The 18989-nt window shown below is 67.7% G+C and carries 14 protein-coding genes; 9 read left to right on the top strand and 5 right to left on the bottom strand.

All coding sequences use genetic code 11. The annotated features are described in order from the left end of the window. Window positions 1–77 precede the first annotated feature (77 nt). Window positions 78–3542, top strand: coding sequence for a transcription-repair coupling factor (gene mfd, locus RCF13_RS26005; RefSeq protein ID WP_061479524.1), 3465 nt, complete (start codon window positions 78–80; stop codon window positions 3540–3542). Between the two features lie 45 nt (window positions 3543–3587). Beyond that, window positions 3588–4205: an HD domain-containing phosphohydrolase gene (locus tag RCF13_RS26000; RefSeq protein ID WP_061479525.1), complete on the top strand. Its 618-nt coding sequence runs from the start codon at window positions 3588–3590 to the stop codon at window positions 4203–4205. 68 nt (window positions 4206–4273) lie between these two features. Here RCF13_RS26000 and RCF13_RS25995 read toward each other — a convergent pair whose 3' ends face one another. Beyond that, entirely contained in the window at window positions 4274–6367 is a 2094-nt protein-coding gene (locus RCF13_RS25995; RefSeq protein ID WP_134967862.1) for a M13 family metallopeptidase, read from the bottom strand. Window positions 6368–6505: 138 nt separating this feature from the next. Between RCF13_RS25995 and RCF13_RS25990 the strand changes: the two genes are divergently transcribed. Then, window positions 6506–6967 (top strand): hypothetical protein, encoded by a 462-nt coding sequence (locus RCF13_RS25990; protein ID WP_231352623.1) that lies wholly within the window; start codon window positions 6506–6508, stop codon window positions 6965–6967. Window positions 6968–7077: 110 nt separating this feature from the next. Here RCF13_RS25990 and gpmA read toward each other — a convergent pair whose 3' ends face one another. Beyond that, a complete protein-coding gene (gpmA, locus tag RCF13_RS25985; protein ID WP_014036448.1) occupies window positions 7078–7827 on the bottom strand; it encodes a 2,3-diphosphoglycerate-dependent phosphoglycerate mutase in 750 nt (249 codons plus the stop codon). A 94-nt stretch (window positions 7828–7921) separates the two neighbouring features. On the opposite strand from gpmA, the gene nfi reads away from it, so the two are divergent. Next, on the top strand, window positions 7922–8596 hold the full coding sequence (gene nfi / locus RCF13_RS25980) for a deoxyribonuclease V (protein WP_134967860.1): 675 nt from the start codon (window positions 7922–7924) through the stop codon (window positions 8594–8596). A gap of 38 nt (window positions 8597–8634) precedes the next feature. On the opposite strand, the gene RCF13_RS25975 is transcribed toward nfi, so the two are convergent. Both RCF13_RS25975 and RCF13_RS25970 read right to left on the bottom strand, forming a co-directional pair. After that, window positions 8635–9615 carry a cation diffusion facilitator family transporter gene (locus tag RCF13_RS25975; protein ID WP_065179784.1) on the bottom strand — a complete coding sequence of 327 codons (981 nt, stop codon included), beginning with the start codon at window positions 9613–9615 and terminating at the stop codon, window positions 8635–8637. Window positions 9616–9755: 140 nt separating this feature from the next. Further along, entirely contained in the window at window positions 9756–12005 is a 2250-nt protein-coding gene (locus tag RCF13_RS25970; RefSeq protein WP_134967859.1) for a TonB-dependent siderophore receptor, read from the bottom strand. Between the two features lie 286 nt (window positions 12006–12291). Between RCF13_RS25970 and RCF13_RS25965 the strand changes: the two genes are divergently transcribed. Beyond that, complete coding sequence (locus RCF13_RS25965) at window positions 12292–13707, top strand: GGDEF domain-containing protein (protein ID WP_231352622.1); 1416 nt, start codon at window positions 12292–12294, stop codon at window positions 13705–13707. Window positions 13708–13808: 101 nt separating this feature from the next. Here RCF13_RS25965 and RCF13_RS25960 read toward each other — a convergent pair whose 3' ends face one another. Then, window positions 13809–15014 (bottom strand): MFS transporter, encoded by a 1206-nt coding sequence (locus RCF13_RS25960; RefSeq protein ID WP_231352621.1) that lies wholly within the window; start codon window positions 15012–15014, stop codon window positions 13809–13811. An 87-nt stretch (window positions 15015–15101) separates the two neighbouring features. Between RCF13_RS25960 and RCF13_RS25955 the strand changes: the two genes are divergently transcribed. The 4 genes from RCF13_RS25955 to RCF13_RS25940 all read left to right on the top strand — a co-directional run bounded on the left by RCF13_RS25955 (window position 15102) and on the right by RCF13_RS25940 (window position 18944). Continuing rightward, the gene (locus RCF13_RS25955; protein WP_134967858.1) at window positions 15102–15551 is read left to right on the top strand and encodes a helix-turn-helix domain-containing protein; all 450 of its coding nucleotides are present in this window, start codon (window positions 15102–15104) and stop codon (window positions 15549–15551) included. 73 nt (window positions 15552–15624) lie between these two features. Beyond that, window positions 15625–16752, top strand: a complete 1128-nt coding sequence (locus RCF13_RS25950; protein ID WP_134967857.1) for a metallophosphoesterase — start codon at window positions 15625–15627, stop codon at window positions 16750–16752. A 132-nt stretch (window positions 16753–16884) separates the two neighbouring features. Beyond that, the gene (locus RCF13_RS25945) at window positions 16885–17568 is read left to right on the top strand and encodes a response regulator (protein WP_005415779.1); all 684 of its coding nucleotides are present in this window, start codon (window positions 16885–16887) and stop codon (window positions 17566–17568) included. Next, window positions 17565–18944 carry a sensor histidine kinase gene (locus RCF13_RS25940; RefSeq protein ID WP_061479534.1) on the top strand — a complete coding sequence of 460 codons (1380 nt, stop codon included), beginning with the start codon at window positions 17565–17567 and terminating at the stop codon, window positions 18942–18944. Before RCF13_RS25945 ends, RCF13_RS25940 begins: the two co-directional genes overlap by 4 nt. Window positions 18945–18989 lie beyond the last annotated feature (45 nt).

Genomic DNA, 18989 nt, shown 5'->3' with positions numbered 1-18989 from the left:
ACGGCACATGAGGCTGCCGGCAACCGGCGGCACGACGCACAGGAGCCGGATCGGGCTTCTGCTAAAATCCGGGGTCCATGTCGCGTACCTCATACCCCGCCCCGCCGCTGCCGCGCGCCGGCCAGCTCCGCGCCTGGTGGCGCGCCCCCGCCTCGCCCACCGCACTGGCCTGGTACCTGGCCCAGGCAGCGCGCGTGCACGACGCTCCGCTGCTGGTGATCGCCCGTGACAACCACGGCGCCAACCAGCTCGAAGCCGACCTGCAGACCCTGCTCGGTGGTGACCCGGCCCTGCCGGTGGTCGCCTTCCCGGACTGGGAAACCCTGCCCTACGACCGCTTCAGCCCGCATCCGGACATCATCTCGCAGCGCCTGGCTGCCCTGCACCGCCTGCCCACGCTGAAGCGTGGCCTGGTGATCGTGCCGGTGCAGACCCTGCTGCAGCAGCTGGCCCCGCGCAGCTACGTCATTGGTGGCAGCTTCGACCTGAAGGTCGGCCAGCGCCTGGATCTGGAAGCTGAGAAGCGCCGCCTGGAAAGCGCCGGCTACCGCAACGTGCCGCAGGTGATGGACCCGGGTGACTTCGCCGTGCGCGGTGGCCTGCTCGACGTGTTCCCGATGGGCGCCGGCGAGCCGCTGCGGGTGGAACTGCTGGACGAGGACATCGATTCGATCCGTGCCTTCGATCCGGAAAGCCAGCGTTCGCTGGACAAGGTCGAGGCCGTGCACATGCTGCCGGGCCGCGAAGTGCCCATGGACGAGGCCAGCATCGCCCGCGTGCTGGCCACGCTGCGCGAGCGCTTCGATGTCGATACCCGGCGCAGCGCGCTGTACCAGGATCTGAAATCCGGGCTGGCGCCGGCCGGCGTCGAGTACTACCTGCCGCTGTTCTTCGAGCGCACCGCAACCCTGTTCGACTACCTGCCCAGCGGCAGCCTGCCAGTGGTCTGTGCCGGTGCCGGCGAAGCCGCCGAGGCGTTCTGGGCGCAGACCGGCGAGCGTTATGAGCAGCGCCGCCACGATGTGGAACGGCCGCTGCTGCCGCCGTCGGCGCTGTACCTGTCGCCGGAGCTGCTGCGCGAGCGCCTGAATGATGCCCCGCGCATCGAGGTATGGGCCGCCGACCACGCACGCATCGCCGACGCGCACGCGCTGGGCGACCAGCCGCTGCCCCCGCTGCCGGTGGCCGCACGCGAAGCCCCCGCCGGCGATGCGCTGAAATCCTTCCTCGGCCATTATCCGGGCCGGGTACTGATCGCCGCCGATTCGCCCGGCCGCCGCGAGGCACTGCTGGAAGTGCTGCAGGCCGCCGAGCTGAAGCCGCCGGTGGTGGCCGACCTGCCCAGTTTCCTCGCTAGCGATGCGCGCTTCGCGATCGCGGTGGCGCCGCTGGAAGATGGCTTCGCGCTGGACGATCCGCGCATCGCGGTGCTGACCGAGCGCCAGCTGTTCCCCGAGCGCGCCGGCAGCACCCGCCGCACGCGCCGTGCCGGCCGCGAGCCGGAGGCGATCATCCGCGACCTCGGCGAGCTGACCGAGGGTGCGCCGATCGTGCACGAGGATCATGGCGTCGGCCGCTACCGTGGCCTGATCGCGATGGACGTCGGCGGCATGCCCGGCGAGTTCCTCGAGATCGAATATGCCAAGGGCGACCGCCTGTATGTACCGGTCGCCCAGCTGCACCTGATCAGCCGCTACTCCGGCGCTTCGGCCGAAACCGCACCGCTGCATTCGCTCGGTGGCGAGCAATGGAGCAAGGCCAAGCGCAAGGCCGCCGAGAAGGTGCGCGATGTGGCCGCCGAACTGCTGGAGATCCAGGCCCGCCGCCAGGCGCGTGCCGGCCTGGCACTGCAGGTCGACCGCGCGATGTACGAGCCGTTCGCCGCCGGATTCCCGTTCGAGGAAACCCCCGACCAGCTGGCCGCGATCGATGCCACCCTGCGCGACCTGGCCAGCAGCCAGCCGATGGACCGCGTGGTCTGCGGCGACGTCGGCTTCGGCAAGACCGAGGTGGCGGTGCGCGCTGCATTTGCTGCGGCCAGTGCCGGCAAGCAGGTGGCGGTGCTGGTGCCGACCACGCTGCTGGCCGAGCAGCATTACCGCAACTTCCGCGACCGTTTCGCCGATTACCCGCTGAAGGTTGAAGTGCTGTCGCGCTTCAAGACCAGCAAGGAAATCAAGGCCGAACTGGAGAAGGTGGCCGCTGGCACCATCGACGTCATCGTCGGCACCCATCGCCTGCTGCAGCCGGACGTGAAGTTCAAGGACCTGGGCATGGTCATCGTCGACGAGGAGCAGCGATTCGGCGTGCGCCAGAAGGAAGCGCTGAAGGCGCTGCGCGCCAATGTGCACCTGCTGACCCTGACCGCCACGCCGATCCCGCGCACCTTGAACATGGCCATGGCCGGCCTGCGTGACCTGTCGATCATCGCCACGCCACCGCCGAACCGGCTGGCGGTGCAGACCTTCATCACCCAGTGGGACAACGCGCTGCTGCGCGAAGCCTTCCAGCGCGAACTGGCGCGCGGTGGCCAGCTGTACTTCCTGCACAACGACGTGGAGAGCATCGGCCGCATGCAGCGCGAGCTGTCCGAGCTGGTGCCGGAGGCACGCATCGGCATCGCCCACGGGCAGATGCCCGAGCGCGAACTGGAAAAGGTGATGCTGGATTTCCAGAAGCAGCGCTTCAACGTGCTGCTGTCGACCACGATCATCGAATCGGGCATCGACATCCCCAACGCCAACACCATCATCATCAACCGTGCCGACCGTTTCGGCCTGGCCCAGCTGCACCAGCTGCGTGGCCGCGTCGGCCGTTCGCACCACCGTGCCTACGCCTACCTGATCACCCCCGACCGTCGCGCGATCACCCCCGACGCCGAGAAGCGCCTGGAAGCGATCGCCTCGATGGACGAGCTGGGCGCCGGCTTCACCCTGGCCACCCACGATCTGGAAATCCGCGGCGCCGGTGAACTGCTGGGCGAGGACCAGAGCGGGCAGATGGCCGAGGTCGGCTTCAGCCTGTATACCGAGCTGCTGGAACGCGCGGTACGCAGCATCAAGCAGGGCAAGCTGCCTGACCTGGATGCCGGTGAGGAAGTGCGCGGCGCCGAGGTCGAGCTGCATGTGCCGGCGCTGATCCCGGAAGACTACCTGCCGGACGTGCACACCCGCCTGACCCTGTACAAGCGCATTTCCAGCGCGCGCGACAGCGATGCGCTGCGCGAACTGCAGGTGGAGATGATCGACCGCTTCGGCCTGCTGCCGGATGCAGCCAAGCACCTGTTCGCCATCGCCGAGCTGAAGCTGAAAGCCAATACGCTGGGCATCCGCAAGCTCGACCTGGGCGAGAACGGCGGCCGCATCGTGTTCGAGTCCAAGCCGAACATCGATCCGATGGCGGTGATCCAGCTGATCCAGAAACAACCGAACCTCTATGCCATGGAAGGGCCCGACAAGCTGCGCATCAAGCACCCGCTGCCGTTGCCGGAAGACCGCTTCAATGCGGCCCGCGCCCTTCTGACCACCCTCGCCCCGGGTTGATCGCCCCCCGAACACCCCGCACCGGTCCCCACCCGGTGCGGGCGGATGACCATGTTCCCTGACGCCGTACCCGCCCCCGACCTGCTGCACGCGCAGGCCTGCCTGATCGATGCCCTCTCGATGTCGCTGCAGATGCGCGACGCCTACACCCGCCACCACTGCGACCGCGTCGGCCTGCTCGCGCAGCGCCTGGCCACGCACTGCGATCTTGATGACGAGGCCCGTGCGCAGATCGGCCTGGCCGCGCGCTTCCATGACATCGGCAAGATCGGCATACCCGATGACGTGCTGCTGGCACCCCGCCGGCATACCGACGAGGAGCGCGCGATCATGCGCGAGCATCCGGTACGCGGCGAACACATCTTCCTGGCCACCGGCCGCAGCGACGCCTTGCCGGTGGCGCGGCTGATCCGCGCCCATCACGAGGCCTTCGATGGCAGCGGCTACCCCGATGGGCTGCGCGGCGAATCCATCCCGCTGGGCGCGCGCATCGTCACCATCGCCGATGCCTACGATGCGATGACCAGCGTGCGCCCGTATCGCGACGCGATGGAGCATGAGGCCGCATTGCGGATCATCGACGAGCAGGCCGGCGGGCTGGTGGATCCGTACGTGCTGCAACGCTTCCATCGCATGCTGGAGCGGGAACCGGCGCTGGCCTGAGATCGGCCGGGCAAACGAAAGGCCCGGCGTTCGCCGGGCCTTTCGCTCCACGCGTCACGGGTGATCGATCACCAGATCACCACACGCTTGTCGTCGGCGCGCACCATCGCATCACCCGCCTTGCACTGGAATGCAGCAGCGAACGAGGGCATGTTCGACGGCGCACCGTTGGCACGGAAATTGGCCGGCGCGTGCGGATCGGTGTTCAGGCGCACGCGCAGCTCGCCATCGGTAAAGTTGCGGCGCCACACGGTGGCCCAGTTCATGAAGAAACGCTGATCCTGGCTATAGCCGTCAACTTCGACATTGGCCTTCGGGTCTTCCTTCAGCGCCATCTGCAGCGCGTCGTAGGCCACGGTCAGGCCGCCCAGGTCGCCGATGTTCTCGCCCAGGGTCAGCTTGCCCTTCACGAATACGCCCGGCACCGACTCGTAGCCGTCGAACTGCGCGACCAGCTGGTCGGTACGCTCGGTGAAGGCCTTGCGGTCGGCGTCGGTCCACCAGTTGTCGAAGTTGCCGTTGGCGGCGAACTGGCTGCCCGAGTCGTCGTAGCCGTGCATCATTTCGTGGCCGATGACCGCACCGATGCCGCCGTAGTTCAGCGCCGGATCGGCCTTGGCGTCGAAGAACGGCGCCTGCAGGATCGCCGCCGGGAACACGATCTCGTTCTTGGTGGCGTTGTAGTACGCGTTGACGGTCTGCGGGGTCATGCCCCACTCGGTCTTGTCCACCGGCTTGCCGATCTTGTCCAGCATGTAGCGGTAGTTGAACGCACGTGCTGCCTGCATGTTGCCCAGGTAGCTGTCGCCGTTGGTCTGCAGGCCCGACCAGTCACGCCACTTGTCCGGGTAGCCGATCTTCGGGGTGAAGCTGGCCCACTTTTCCAGTGCCTTCTTCCTGGTTTCCTCGCCCATCCACGGCAGCTGCTCCAGGCGCGCCTTCAATGCCTGCGACAGGTTCTCCACCAGGTGCTGCATGGCCACCTTCGACTCGGCCGGGAACACGGCGTCGACGTACAGCTGGCCCAGGGCCTCACCCATGCCACCGTTGACCGACTCCAGCACGCGCTTCCAGCGCGGCTGCATTTCCTTCTGGCCACGCAGGGTGGTGCCGTAGAAATCGAAGTTGGCCTTCTCGAACTGGCTGCTCAGGTACGGCGCGGCATCGTCGATGGTGTGGAAGCGCAGGTAGGCCTGCCAGGTGCTGGCCGGCACGTCGGCGAGCATCTTGTCCATTTCACCGAAGAAGCCCGGCTGGGCCAGCGAGAACTTCTGCGCGGCCGGTACCTTCAGGGTGTCGAACAGCGCGGTCCAGCTGAAGTTCGGGGTCAGCCTGTCGGCGTCGGCGGCGCTGAGCGGGTTGTAGCGCTTGGCCGGGTCACGCATTTCGATGCGCGACATCGAGGCCTTGGCCAGGCGGGTTTCGAAGGCCATCACGGCCTTGGCCTGCTCGGCGGCCTGCGCCGCGTCCACGCCGGACAGGGTCAGCACCTGTGCGATGTAGGCCACGTAGGCGTCGCGGATCTTGGCCTGCGCATCGTCGAAGTAGTAGCCCTTCTCCGGCAGGCCCAGGCCGCCCTGGCCGACATAGGCGATGACGTTGGCCGAATCCTTGTAGTCGGCATTGGCGAACAGCGAGAACAACACGCCCTTGCCTTCGGCCTGGCTGTCGCGCAGGTACTGGGTGATGGCGGCGGTGTCGTTCAGCGCGGTGATCTTGTCCAGCTGCGGCTGCAGCGGCGCCAGGCCGGCGGCTTCGATCTTGGCCTCGTCGTTGCCGGTCTTCCAGATGTCACCGATCTTGGCTTTCACCGAGCCGGCATTGGCCTGGCTGGCGGCGGCCTGCTGCACCAGCGCGTGCTGCACTTCCAGCGAGCGCTCGCGCAGGATCTCGAAGCTGCCCCAGGTGGTCTGGTCGCCCGGCACCGGGTTGGCCTTCAGCCACTTGCTGTTGACGAAGCCATTGAGGTCGGTACAGGCCGAAATGGCCGGATCCAGGTCGGCGCTGTTGAGCGAGATCAGCGGCGTCTTGATCTGCGACAGGTCGAAGGCCGGCTTGGCGTCGGCACTGGCCGCCGGCGCGGTTTCGTTCTTGCCACAGGCGGCCAGCGAGGCAGCGATGGCGATGGTCAGGCCCAGCGGGACCAGGTTGCGGACGTTCATGAGGCTCTCCTGCGGGTAATTTCACAGGGTAGCCGGGGGCGTGAGGTTGGGGACCGGCCAAAGGTCACAGAGCCCACGGCGTAGCTCCCGCCGCGCGCCGGTATGCTCTGGCCTCTGCGATCACTGGACCTCATGACCATGGACGAACCTGCGCTGCTGCTGGCCCTCGACACCTGTGAGTTTCTGTTTCTTGCTGAGATTGGCGAGCCGGAAGCGAATCGTCTGCGCCTGGTCGTCGAGGAGGGCCGGGTGGTCGGTAAGCCCTCCCGCGTGGAGCTCGGTCATGGACGTTCAATCGATGACGTGCGTGCGATAGAGGTGGTACCCCACTCGCAGCGGTTTGAACTGATCTGGGACCACTACATCAGCTACGCCGTGCACAACGAGTCCTACCAGAGCTGGGACGACTCCGAAGCCTGGAGCGGCAACCTGTTCCGCCGCTACAGCCATTCGAAGTTCCTTGAATATCTGGGCCGTGCCACCTTCGCTGATACCCGTTACCCGGGCCCATTCACGCATTACCAGGTGATATGCCAGGACCACGTCATCGACATTGCTGCGTTGCAGTCGCCGAAGGTGCGCCTGCTGGATCCGTCGTAGCCGGAACATGCAGCCACCATGAAGTGGCTCTACCGGGTTGCGACAGCGTCAGCCGAGCGTGGGCTCGGCTCTACAAAAAGAAAGGCCGGCTTGCGCCGGCCTTCTGCTTCTTATTTCGCCTTGCCCTGGTTGGCTACGGCTTCGGCGGCCTTGCGCGCCGCTTCCGGGTCGCCGAGGTAGCGGAACGACTGCACGGTCAGGTCATCGTTCAGTTCGAACAGCAGCGGGATGCCGGTCGGGATGTTCAGCTCGAGGATTTCCTCGCGCGAGACGTTGTTGAGGTACTTGTACAACGCACGCAGCGAGTTGCCGTGGGCGGTGACCAGCACGGTCTTGCCGTCCTTCAGCTGCGGCGCGATGGCGTCGTGCCAGTACGGCAGCACGCGGTCCAGGGTGGTGGCCAGCGATTCGGTGCCCGGCAGCGCGTTGCGGTCCAGCCCGGCGTAACGGCGGTCATGGATCGGGTGGCCCGGATCTTCCAGGTCCATCGGCGGCGGCGGGATGTCGTACGAACGACGCCACACCTTCACCTGCTCTTCGCCGTGCTTGGCAGCGGTCTCGGCCTTGTCCAGGCCCTGCAGGCCGCCGTAGTGGCGCTCGTTGAGGCGCCAGGACTTGTTCACCGGCAGCCAGTCCTGCTCCAGCTCGGCCAGCGCACCCTGCAGGGTGTGGATGGCGCGCTTCAGCACGGAGGTATGGGCGACGTCGAACTGCAGGCCTTCCTCGCGCATCAGGCGACCGGCGGCAGCCGCTTCCCGTCGCCCCTGCTCGGTCAGGTCGACATCGACCCAGCCGGTGAAGCGGTTGTCCAGGTTCCACTGGCTCTGGCCATGGCGCAACAGTACGAGTTTACGGGTCACTGCAGGGTCTCCAACGCGAGGAAAGGCAGGCCGCCATTGTAGCCCCGGTGGCCGCTCACCGTGCCGTGGCGCCGCGCATGCGATGCTGGAGCCAATGAATACGGTGATCGACCCCGGGCGCTGGGAAGGCAGCGTCACCGCTGCCCGCGCGCAACAGCTGCAACTGGCCGCCCGCGTGGAACGCCAGGACCGCCTGCCCCGTGACGTGCGCTGGCTGGCCGGGCTGGACGTCGGCTTCGAGGACAACGGTGCCATTACCCGCGCCGCGGCGGTGCTGCTGGATGCAAGGACGCTGCAGCCCGTGGCGCAGGAGATCGCGCGCATCCCCACGGTGATGCCCTATATCCCCGGCCTGCTCAGCTTCCGCGAGCTGCCGGCGCTGCTGGCCGCGCTGGCGCTGCTGCCGCGGGCACCGGACGTGGTGTTCGTCGATGGCCACGGCATCAGCCATCCGCGCCGGCTGGGCGTGGCCGCGCATCTGGGCGTGGTCACCGACCTGCCGAGCATCGGCGTGGCGAAATCGAAACTGGTGGGAAGGTTCGTCGAACCGGGCGCCGAGGCCGGCGCGCATACACCACTGCTGGACGGCGAAGAGCAGCTGGGCTGGGTGCTGCGCAGCAAGGTTCGCTGCAAGCCGCTGTTCGTGGCCGGTGGCCATCGGATCAGTGCCGATACCGCGCTGGGCTGGGTGCAGCACACCCTGCGTGGCTATCGGCTGCCGGAGCCAACCCGGCTGGCGGATCGGCTGGCCTCGCGGCGGGACGAATAGCTGCGCCGGGCGTCTCCCGGCGCGCGCGTCATCTTCGATCAACGATGCACATGGCCACGATGGCCCTGCGCGTCCTCGCCGTGGTCGTGGCCTTCATGGCCCTCGTGTCCGCCGCCCTTGGCCGGCGCCGGCCCGCCACAGGCTTCGCCGCAGTGGTCCGCTTCGATCTGCAGTGTCACGTGCTCGATACCGAAGTCATCATGCAGGCGTCCGCCCAGCTCACGGCGCAGCGCATCGGCATCGGTGCCCTCGCGCATCACGATGTGCGCGGTCAGCGCCGGGGTGCTGGAAGCCAGCGCCCACACGTGCAGGTCATGCACGTCCAGGACTGCGGCGTGGCCGGACAGGCTGTCGCGCACCCTGTCCACGTCCATGCCCTTGGGCACGCCTTCCAGCAGCACGTTGATCGCTTCACGCATCAGCACGTAGGTACGCGGCAGCACCCACAGGCCGATCAGCACGGCCAGGATCGGGTCGATCGGTTTCCATCCGGTCCACTTGATCAACAATGCGCCCGCAATCACAGCCACCGAGCCGAGCATGTCGGCCCACACTTCCAGGTAGGCGCCCTTCACGTTGAGGCTCTCGCCACTGCCCGCCTGCAGCAGGCGCATCGAGATCAGGTTGATGACCAGGCCCGCAGCCGCGATCACCAGCATGCCGGAGGAGGCGATCTCCTGCGGCTGGCGGAAGCGGCCGACCGCCTCCCACAGGATGTAGGCGGCGACCACGAACAGCATGGCACCGTTGATCATCGCGCCCAACGCTTCCAGCCGTGCATAGCCGTAGGTGCGGCGCGCATCCGGCGGGCGCCGGCTCAACCGTACCGCGACCAGCGCGATCATCAGCGCCAGCGCATCGGTGGCCATGTGCGCGGCGTCGGACAACAGCGCCAGGCTGTTGGTCCAGAACGCGCCCACCACTTCGACGACGAGGAAGGTGGTGGTCAGGCCGAGTGCCCACCACAAGGGTTTCTCGTGGCGGATCTGGGATGGCAGGTGATCGTGGTCGTGGCCCATGGCAACAGCTCCTTTGCGATGCGGTGCAGGCTACGCCGTGCTGGCGGGGGAGACTATTACGGTGTTTATAACATTGCAGGCCACACGAGCCCTCGTCGGGCATGGCCCGGCGAGGGCTGCAGACCGACGCCGGCCTGCGGTCAGAAGCCGAAGCGAAGGCTGGCCCAGTAGGCCCGGCCCGGTTCGTTGTAGGTCGCCGCACCGGCATCGCTGCTGTTGGCCTCGCGGAACAGGCGCTTGTCGGCCAGGTTGTTCACGCCGAAGCCGAAGCTGACCGTCTCGGTCACCTTGTAGCGCGCGCTCACGCCCCAGATGTTGTACGCGCCACGATCCTGCAGCGCGATCGATGCATCGCAGCTGCCGGTGCAGCGCGGGTCGTTGTTGATGTTGGTCGTGGCCGGTTCCTGCTTGCCGTAGAAGGTGCCGGTCAGCAGTACGGACAGCCTGTCGGTGGCTTGCCAGTCCAGCATGGTGTTGATCGTGTACTTCGGAATCACCGACAACGGCTGGTGCGTGGTCTTGTTCTCGTTTTCCACCATGTAGGTGAAGTTGTTGCTCCACTTCAGGCGGTTGCCCTGCTCGCCCAGCAGCGGAATGACCAGGTTGCCTTCCAGCCCCTGCACGATCGCCTTCGGCGCGTTCTCCCAGCGGAAGATGCGGCCCTTGGTGTCGGCGGTCAGCCCGATCTGGGTGTAGCCGGCCTGGATCTTGTCCTTGTAATCGTTGTGGAAGTAGGTCAACGACGCCTGCCAGCCGCTCTGCGGTGCCCATTCGATGCCCAGTTCCTTGTTCAGGCTGGTTTCCGCCTTCAGGTCCGCGTTGCCGCGCATGTAGCAACCGGCGCCCAGGCTCGGCAGCGCATTGGGGCAGCCGTTGCCGCGGGTGTAGTAGAGATAGTCCGGATTGGACTGATACAGGTTCGGCGCCTTGAACGCGCGGGCAATGCCGCCCTTCACCCCCCAGTCGCTGCTGATGCGGAACTGCGCGTTGAGGCTGGGGCTGGTGTTGTTGCCGAACTGGCTGTGGTGGTCGAAGCGCAGGCCCGGGGTAACGATCCAGCGCTCGCCCAGGTAGATGTTGTCTTCCACGAACACCGCCGTGGTCTGCGCATCGGCCTTGCCGCGCGCACGATCGGCCGACAGCCCCGGGATGCCACCGCCGCTGCTGCTGGACTGGCTCATCGAGTACGGGTCGGTCAGGCGGCTGTCCAGGTATTCAAAGCCCAGCGTCCAGATGTTCTCGGCGCCGCCCAGCGTGGTCGGAAAGCTCACTTCGCCATCCAGCTGGTAGTTGCGCAGGCGCGAGGTCGACCAGTCGGTGCCGTTGAAGCTGCCCTCCGGGCCACCGGCCAGGCCTTCATTGATGCGTGAGTTGTTCACCGCCTCCACCGCGGCGGTCACCCGCGAGGTCACATCGCCCCAGCGGCCACGATGGGTGACCGCGCCGGTGTTGCGGTACATGCGGTTGGTTTCCGCCTTGCCGTCGGCCAGCGCAGCCAGATCGATGCCGGTCGAAGTACCCGTGGTGCTGACCGCGCGGTCGCCGGCGTAGATGTTGCCCTGGCGGCTGGTGCCGGCTTCGAACTCGACCACCTGGTCGGCGGTCACGTCCCAGCGCAGCAGCGCGTTGATGTCGCGGTTCTTGACGCCCTCGCGGCCAGCCGGTGGCACTGCGTTCGGCTGGGTGGCGTACCGGCGGTTGAGATCGAGTGAATCGGCGTCGGTCTTGTTGAGGTTGCCGTACAGGCGGAACGACAGCGTGTCGGTCATCGGCCCACTCAGCTGCAGGCCGACGCGCTCGCTGCCACCTTCGGCGCTGTGTTCGGGCACCAGCCCGTACAGGTCGACGGCACCGGTCAGGTCGCCGGTCGGGCGCTTGGTGATGATGTTGACCACGCCACCGGAAGCACCGGAGCCATAGCGTGCCGCCGCCGGGCCGCGCAGCACTTCGATGCGCTCGATCATCTCCGCCGGCACCCAGTTGGTGTCGCCGCGCGTGTTGCGCTCGCCACTGCGGCCCATGCGCACGGCATCGCGCGCACCGATGCGCTTGCCGTCGACCAGGATCAGGGTGTTTTCCGGGCCCATGCCGCGCAGGTCGATCTGGCGGTTGTTGCCGTACTGGCCCGAGGCGCTGTTGCCGGTGAGGTTGACGCCCGGCATGGTGCGCAGCAGTTCGGCGATGTCGTTGGCCGGTGGGCGCCTGGCGATGTCCTCGGCGGTGATCGTCGAGGTACCCAACGCCTGGCGGGCAATCTGCGAGGCGGTGACGTGCACCGTGTCGATATCGGTGGCGTCGGCTTCAGCCTGGGCGGTCAGGGCGCTGCCCGCCAGCAGGGCGGCAACGGCGAGCGCCAGCGGGCGCGGCGAGAGGACAACGGCAGGAGACATGATCTGGACCTTCTGGCAGGGCAACGTGGCCTCTGGCAAAGGGCTTGAGGCAACGACGAGGGGGAGGCGGAGCGTCGCTGCAGTCGCCTGCGGCCCGATCCGTGCGCGCATTCTCCCATCAATGCGAGTGATTCTCAAATGCGTTCGCTCATTGATACCGCAGGCGTGATGTGGCCTGCGTGCCGGACGACCCTGCATCGCGCTTAAACTGGCCGGCTTGCCCACCATCAACCGCACGCCACCGCGGCCGATACCCGTGGTTTGCCGTACGCAGTCAGAGATCGACGTGGAACCACCCCAACTGGACGATGCCAGCCAGCCGCTGGCCGAGGCCTGGCAGCACTGCCTGCAACAGGCCGGCCCGGCCGCCACCGCGCTGCTGCACGCCGCCGCAACCGATGCCCCGCCGGCGCTGGCCCAACGCTTCTACGAAGTGCTGTTGCAGGACGGGCGTGCACGCCGCTTCCTGTCCCACGATCAGGTCAAGCAACGCCTGCAACCGGCCATGCAGCGCTGGCTGGTGCAGCTGCTGACCACTGATGCCGACGGCATTGCCGCCACCGTTGCCTCGCAACGCGTGATCGGTGATGTGCATGCCCGGGTCGGCATTCCGGTCGACCTGGTCACCCGCGGCGCGCGCGTACTCAAGCACGAGCTGTTCGTGCGCCTGCGCGACGACGCGCCCGACAGCGCCACCGCGTTCGCCGCCATCGACTGCCTCAGCGCGATCATGGACATCGCCATGGAAGGCATGACCCTGGCCTACACCCATGCACGCGAGCGCTCCACCCGTGCCGATGCTGCCTATCGGCTGTTCTCGCTGGTGCAGAATGTCGGTACTGAACGCGAGCGCCAGCGTGCACTGCTGCTGGACTGGGAGAACGCCCTGCTGTACGCACTCGCCGGCCACGTGCAGGCCAGCGAAAGCGCCAGCCTGGCGAGCTCGGAATTCGGCCTGTGGTTCACCCACAAGGGCATCCCCAGCTTCGGCGATAGCAGCGAAACCCAGCAGGTCGGCCAACTGATGGCCCGCATCGACGGCAACCTGCAGCGGGCAAGCCATGACACCCCGGCGCAACGACTGGCGGTGCTGCCGGCCATCCGCGAGGACCTGGCCGCCATCCGTACCCTGATGACGCTGTTGTTCGAACGCATCGGTGAACTGGATGCCGGCAGCGATGCCCTGACCAACCTGCTCAACCGCCGCTTCCTGCCTACCGTGCTGCGCAGGGAGATCGAGCTGGCCACGCGCAACCGCACGCCGTTCTCGCTGCTGCTGCTCGACCTGGATCACTTCAAGGCGATCAACGACGGCCACGGCCACGATGCCGGCGACCGCGCGTTGCAGCACGTCGCCGGCCTGCTCGGCCAGCTGACCCGCGGCAGCGACTACCTGTTCCGCTACGGCGGCGAGGAGTTCGTGGTGGTGCTGGTTGCCGCCAGTGAGTCACAGGCCACGGTGATCGCCGAGAGCCTGCGCCGGCAGATCGCGCAGTCGCCAGTGGCACTGGCCAACGGCCAGGCTCTGTCGCTGACTGCCAGCATCGGCGTGGCCGGCCATGATGGCCACCCGGACTACGAGCGGTTGATGGCACGTGCCGACGCGGCGATGTACGAGGCCAAGCGCAGCGGCCGCAACCGCGTGGTGGTGGCCAGCGCGGACCTGCAGGAAGCCCCGGGGCGGCGCGCGTTGCAGCGCTGAACTGGCGGAAATGAAAAATCCCGGTGGCGGGTAGAGTCGACTGTTAGTCGACTACCGCGCGCAGCGCGGAGCTTTTCGCCGTCGGAACGAGGAGCAGTCGACTAACAGTCGACTCTACCGATTCGCGCGCCAGCCGCTGCTTTCACCGCCCGCCTCCGCCACGCTGCCCACCACAGCAGCGCCAGCAGCGCGATGCCGGCGCCCAGCAGGCACACGGCAGGCCAGCCGTGCCGGGCCTGCATCCAGGGCCCGGCAGCCGCACCGACACCACTACCCACCGCATAGAAGAGCATGTAAAGCGCCACCAGGCGTCCATGCTGCTCGCCCGGCGCGCGCAGCAGCAGCGCCTGGTTCGAGACATGCAGCGCCTGCCCACCCAGATCGAGCACGATCACGCCCAGCAGCAGCAACGACAGCGACTGCGGCAGGCCCAGCAGCGGCCACCACGCGACCAGCATCAACAGCAGCGCGCCAAGACTGACCCGATCGGCAAAACCGCGGTCCATCCAGTGCCCGACCCGCGACGCCATCAATGCACCTGCCACCCCGGCCAGGCCGAGCGCACCGATGGCCGCAGTGGACCACTGCAGCGGTGGGGCCGACAGCGGCAAGGGGGCCGCCGCCCAGAACACGTTGAGTCCGGCAAACAGCAGCAACGCCAGTGGACCGCGCTCGCGCAGCGTTCGATCCCGGCGCAGCATGCCCAGCATCGAGCCCAGCAGCTCATGCCAGCGTGGAGGGACCGACGGCACCGGTACTGCGGGCAAGCGCTGCCACAGCAGCGCCGCCAATGCCGCCATCACCACCGCGGACAGCAGGTAGACCCTCTGCCAGCCAAAGGCCGCCGCCACCGTACCAGACAGCACGCGCGCCAGCAGCAGGCCGATGAACACTCCGCCCTGCACCACGCCAACCATGCGACCGCGCTGCTCGGGCGGTGCCAGCGTGGCGGTGTAGGCGATCAGGCCCTGGGTCAGCGCCGTGCCCAGCAATCCGGCCAGCAGCATGCCAGACAACAGCCAGCTCGCCGTGCGCGACGCCGCCAGCCACAACAGGGCCAGCACCAGTGCGATCAGCTGCAGCCGCAGCAGGCGTCGCCGGTCACCGCGGTCCGCCAGCGGCAGCAGGCCAAGCAACGCCAGCACGCTGCCGGCCTGGGTGGCAGCCAGCACCGCGCCGGCCACGGCCCGGTCCAGTGCAAAGGCGCGTGCAAGCTGATCCAGCAGCGGCTGCGCGTAATAGACGTTGGCAACGCTGGCGCCGGCGGCAACCGCAAGCAGCACCAGCAGGGGGCGTGGAATCGGCATGGCATTCGTCATCTGGTTTCATATTGAAACCGGATGCAGGCTAGCCACTTTGGTTTTAAACTGCAACCACATAGGACGGAGACCGCCATGCACGCAGACAGCCCCTGCCCCGTTGCCCGCAGCGCCGACCTGCTCGGTGATCGCTGGGCACTGCTGGTGATCCGCGATGCCTTCGACGGCGTCAGCCGCTTCGGCGACTTCCAGCGCAGCCTCGGCGCGGCGCGCAACATCCTCAGCGATCGCCTGCGCAGGCTGGTCGAGGCCGGCATCCTGCAACTGCAACCGGCCTCCGACGGCTCGGCCTACCAGGAATACGTGCTCACCGCCGCGGGCCAGGCGCTGTTCCCGGTGCTGGTCGCGCTGCGCCAGTGGGGCGAACGCCATCGCTTCGCTGCCGGTGAGGCCCATTCGCAGCTGATCGAATCCAGCACACGTCGCCCGCTGCCGTACATGCAGCCGCGCGGGCGCGACGGTCGGCCCCTGCAGGCCGCCGCCACCCGTGTGCGCAAGCTCAGGGACGACGGGCACAGCGCCTGACCCGCCCATTCGCGCACACCGCGACCCGGCCGCGCCGGTTAGCATCGGATGTTTCCACCGCCGGACACCGACGATGTCGCGCTATCGCCCTTCCCTGATGACCGCCCTGCTGCTGCCGTTGCTGGCCTGCAGCGCCGGAACCACGCAGGCGCGCGAGGTGGCCGCGCCCGCCGACCACGTGCAGGCCGATGGCCCTTATGTGTTCCGCCAGGGCGACCAGGTGCAGGCCCAATGGATCTGCGCCGACATGGTCGAATCGCGCACGCTTGCCTCCGGGGCAACAGGGACCGATATCGCACCGCGCTGCGGCTACGAACACACCGTGCACGTGGCTGCGCCGAATGCAGCCTCGGTGTCGGTGCTGCCGGCCACACCGCGCATCGTCGCGCTGTCCGACATCCACGGCCAGTACGGGTTGCTGGTGCGCCTGCTGCGTGCCCACCACGTGATCGACGCGGAAGATCGCTGGGCGCTGGGCAAGGACACCCTGGTCATCGCCGGCGACGTGTTCGACCGCGGCCCGCAGGTGACCGAGGCGTTCTGGCTGCTCTACGGCCTGCAGCAGCAGGCGGCCGCCGCCGGTGGCGCCGTGCACTTCGTGCTCGGCAACCACGAAACCATGGTGCTGTACGACGACCTGCGCTACGTCAACCCGAAGTACCTGCGCAGCGCCCAGCTGCTGGGCCGCAGCTACCCGCAGCTGTATGGCGCCGACTCGGTGATCGGGCAGTGGCTGCGCACCCGACCGGTACTGCTGAAGATCGGCGATACCCTGTTCCTGCACGGCGGCATCTCGCCCGAGGCGGTGCAGCTGGCGCTGGACCCGGCACGCACCAACGCGGCCTACCAGGCCTCGCTGGGCCTGCCCAAGGCCGAAGTGAAGGCCGACCCGGCCACCGCACCGCTGTATGACGGCAAGACCAGCCCGATCTGGTACCGCGGCTATTTCGATGGCCGCCTCGACACCGCGGGTGTGCAGGCCGTGCTCGACCGCCTGCAGCTCAAGCGCATCGTGGTCGGCCATACCTCGATGCCACACGTCAGCAGCTTCCACGGCGACCGCGTGATCGCCATCGACAGCAGCATCAAGAACGGCGAGAACGGCGAACTGCTGTTCATCGAGGAGGGCAAGCTCAGCCGTGGCCTGCTGGATGGCTCCCGGATGCCGCTGGCGCTGGGTGAGCCGGGGCTGCAGGACTGAATGGAGGGACAGCGTGACGGCGCCGGGAGGTCCCGGCGCGCTCCACCTTCACCCGGTTTGCGGCTACCCTTCGGCAGCCGAGAGGCCCGCCCCGTCCAGCCGGTGGGCCTGACCGTTACAGGAGCCCCGCGCATGCGCGTTCTGATTGCTGAAGACGACCCGGACATCGCCTCCGGCCTGTGCGCCTCGCTGCGCCGGCAGGGGCACGTGGTCGACCACGTCGACAACGGTGCGCACGCCGATGCAGCACTGGGCTCGACCCAGTATGCACTGCTGGTGCTGGATCTGGGGCTGCCGCAACTAGATGGCCGCGACGTGCTGCAACGACTGCGCCAGCGCGGCGATGGCCTGGCGGTGCTGGTGGTGACCGCGCGTGACGGCCTGGCCGAGCGGGTGCGCGTGCTCGACCTCGGTGCCGACGACTACCTGGTCAAGCCGTTCGCACTGGATGAATTCGAAGCCCGCGTGCGTGCACAGCTGCGGCGGGTCACCAGCAATGGCAATCCGGACCTGCGCATCGGCCGCTTGCGCCTGGACCTGGCCGGGCACCGCGTATGGATCGACGACCAATCACTTGAACTGACCGCACGCGAGTTCGGCCTGCTGTCGGCGCTGGCGGTGCGTGCAGAGCGCATCGTGTCACGCGCGCAGCTGGTGGAAGCGCTGTGCGACTGGGGCCAGGACCTGACCGACAACGGCCTGGACATCGCCCTGCACCGCCTGCGCCGCAAGCTGCAGCCGGGCGGCATGGGCATCCGCACCGTGCGCGGGCTGGGCTACATGCTGGAAGACGCGCAGGACGGCAGCGCGCCGTGATCAGCGGCCCCCCCAGCCTGCGACGGCGCCTGCTCGCCTTCCTGGCGTTGCCGATGCTGGGCCTTCTCACCTTCAATACGATCCTGGCCTATTACGTTGCGCTGGACTATTCCAACCGCATCCACGACCGCAACCTGATCGACGACACGCACTCGTTCGCACAGATGCTGAGCACCATGCCGGTGACCAGCGACCTGTCTCCGCAAGCACGCTTCCTGATCGAGTACGAACCCGACGGCCATCGCTATTTCAACGTCGACAGCAGCCGCCAGGGGACGCTCAGCGGCAATGCAGATTTCAGTGCCTACGCGCCTTCGCAGGAATGCACCGGCGTGGACCCCACCCTGTACGATGGCATTCTCAACGGCCAGCCGGTGCGCATGGCCACCGTCTGCACGCGTGCGATGAACGATCCGCAGGACCAGCTGGCGGTGACGGTGGCCGAAAGCATGGCCGAACGACGCCAGCGCGCGCGAGAGATCCTGATGATCATCATCCCGCTGATGACCATGCTGGCGCTGGGCACTGCCGCGCTGGTCTGGTTCGGGGTGACCCATGGCCTTCGCATCCTGACCCCGCTGAGGACCCGCCTGGCACAGCGCCGAGGCGAACTGGCGCCGATCTCCGACGCCGACGTGCCGGAGGAAATCCAGCCACTGATCAGCACCATCGACGATCTGTTTGCCCGCCAGGCGGAAATGATCACCCTGCAGAACCGTTTCATCGCCGACGCCGCGCACCAGCTGCGCTCGCCGTTGGCCGGCATGGCCCTGCACGTGGACCAGGCACTGGCGCATGGCGACCCGGACACGGTGCGCGAGGCACTGCAGCACATCCGCCGGCTCAACCAGCGCACCGCGCGGGTCAGCACCCAGCTGCTGGCGCTGAGCCGGGCCCAGACCGTGCCGGAGACGGTGGAGGTACTGGACCTGTGCGAACGGGTGCCGCAGTGGGTCGGTACACGCGTGCCTGAAGCGATCCGCGATGGCATCGATCTGGGTTACCGCGGCAGCCCCCAGCCGCTGCGCGTGCTCGGCAACGGTGCCCAGCTGCAGGAAGCACTGGACAACCTGATCGACAATGCGCTGCGCTATGCCGGCCGCGATGCGACCGTTACCGTCGGCGTGCACGCGCTGGATGACAACGACGTCGAACTGTACGTGGAGGACAACGGGCCCGGCGTACCCGAGGACGTGATGCCGCGGCTGGGCGAGCGCTTCTTCCGCGCCCCCGGCACCACCGCCAGCGGCACCGGCCTGGGCCTGGCCATCGCCCACGAGGCGGTGGAGCACTTCGGCGGGCGCCTGACCTTCCTCAACCGCCCCGGCGGCGGGCTCAAGGTCGCCATCACGCTGCCGCTGCTGAAGGGCCCCTGACCCGGACCGGGGCGCTGAAAGGCTGGCGAAAATCGCGGTTGCGAT

This window comes from Stenotrophomonas maltophilia group sp. RNC7, from assembly GCF_030910085.1.
Taxonomy (GTDB): domain Bacteria; phylum Pseudomonadota; class Gammaproteobacteria; order Xanthomonadales; family Xanthomonadaceae; genus Stenotrophomonas; species Stenotrophomonas sepilia.
Note: the sequence above shows the minus strand (reverse complement) of the source record. Positions and strands in the feature narration are given on the sequence as shown.

Coding starts and splice junctions, on each gene's coding strand:
- RCF13_RS25990 (WP_231352623.1), top strand. CDS start 6,506: ATGGACGAACCTGCGCTGCTGCTGGCCCTCGACACCTGTGAGTTTCTG.
- mfd (WP_061479524.1), top strand. CDS start 78: ATGTCGCGTACCTCATACCCCGCCCCGCCGCTGCCGCGCGCCGGCCAG.
- RCF13_RS25975 (WP_065179784.1), bottom strand. CDS start 9,615: ATGGGCCACGACCACGATCACCTGCCATCCCAGATCCGCCACGAGAAA.
- RCF13_RS25960 (WP_231352621.1), bottom strand. CDS start 15,014: ATGCCGATTCCACGCCCCCTGCTGGTGCTGCTTGCGGTTGCCGCCGGC.
- nfi (WP_134967860.1), top strand. CDS start 7,922: ATGAATACGGTGATCGACCCCGGGCGCTGGGAAGGCAGCGTCACCGCT.
- RCF13_RS25970 (WP_134967859.1), bottom strand. CDS start 12,005: ATGTCTCCTGCCGTTGTCCTCTCGCCGCGCCCGCTGGCGCTCGCCGTT.
- RCF13_RS25955 (WP_134967858.1), top strand. CDS start 15,102: ATGCACGCAGACAGCCCCTGCCCCGTTGCCCGCAGCGCCGACCTGCTC.
- RCF13_RS25945 (WP_005415779.1), top strand. CDS start 16,885: ATGCGCGTTCTGATTGCTGAAGACGACCCGGACATCGCCTCCGGCCTG.
- RCF13_RS25995 (WP_134967862.1), bottom strand. CDS start 6,367: ATGAACGTCCGCAACCTGGTCCCGCTGGGCCTGACCATCGCCATCGCT.
- RCF13_RS25950 (WP_134967857.1), top strand. CDS start 15,625: ATGTCGCGCTATCGCCCTTCCCTGATGACCGCCCTGCTGCTGCCGTTG.
- RCF13_RS26000 (WP_061479525.1), top strand. CDS start 3,588: ATGACCATGTTCCCTGACGCCGTACCCGCCCCCGACCTGCTGCACGCG.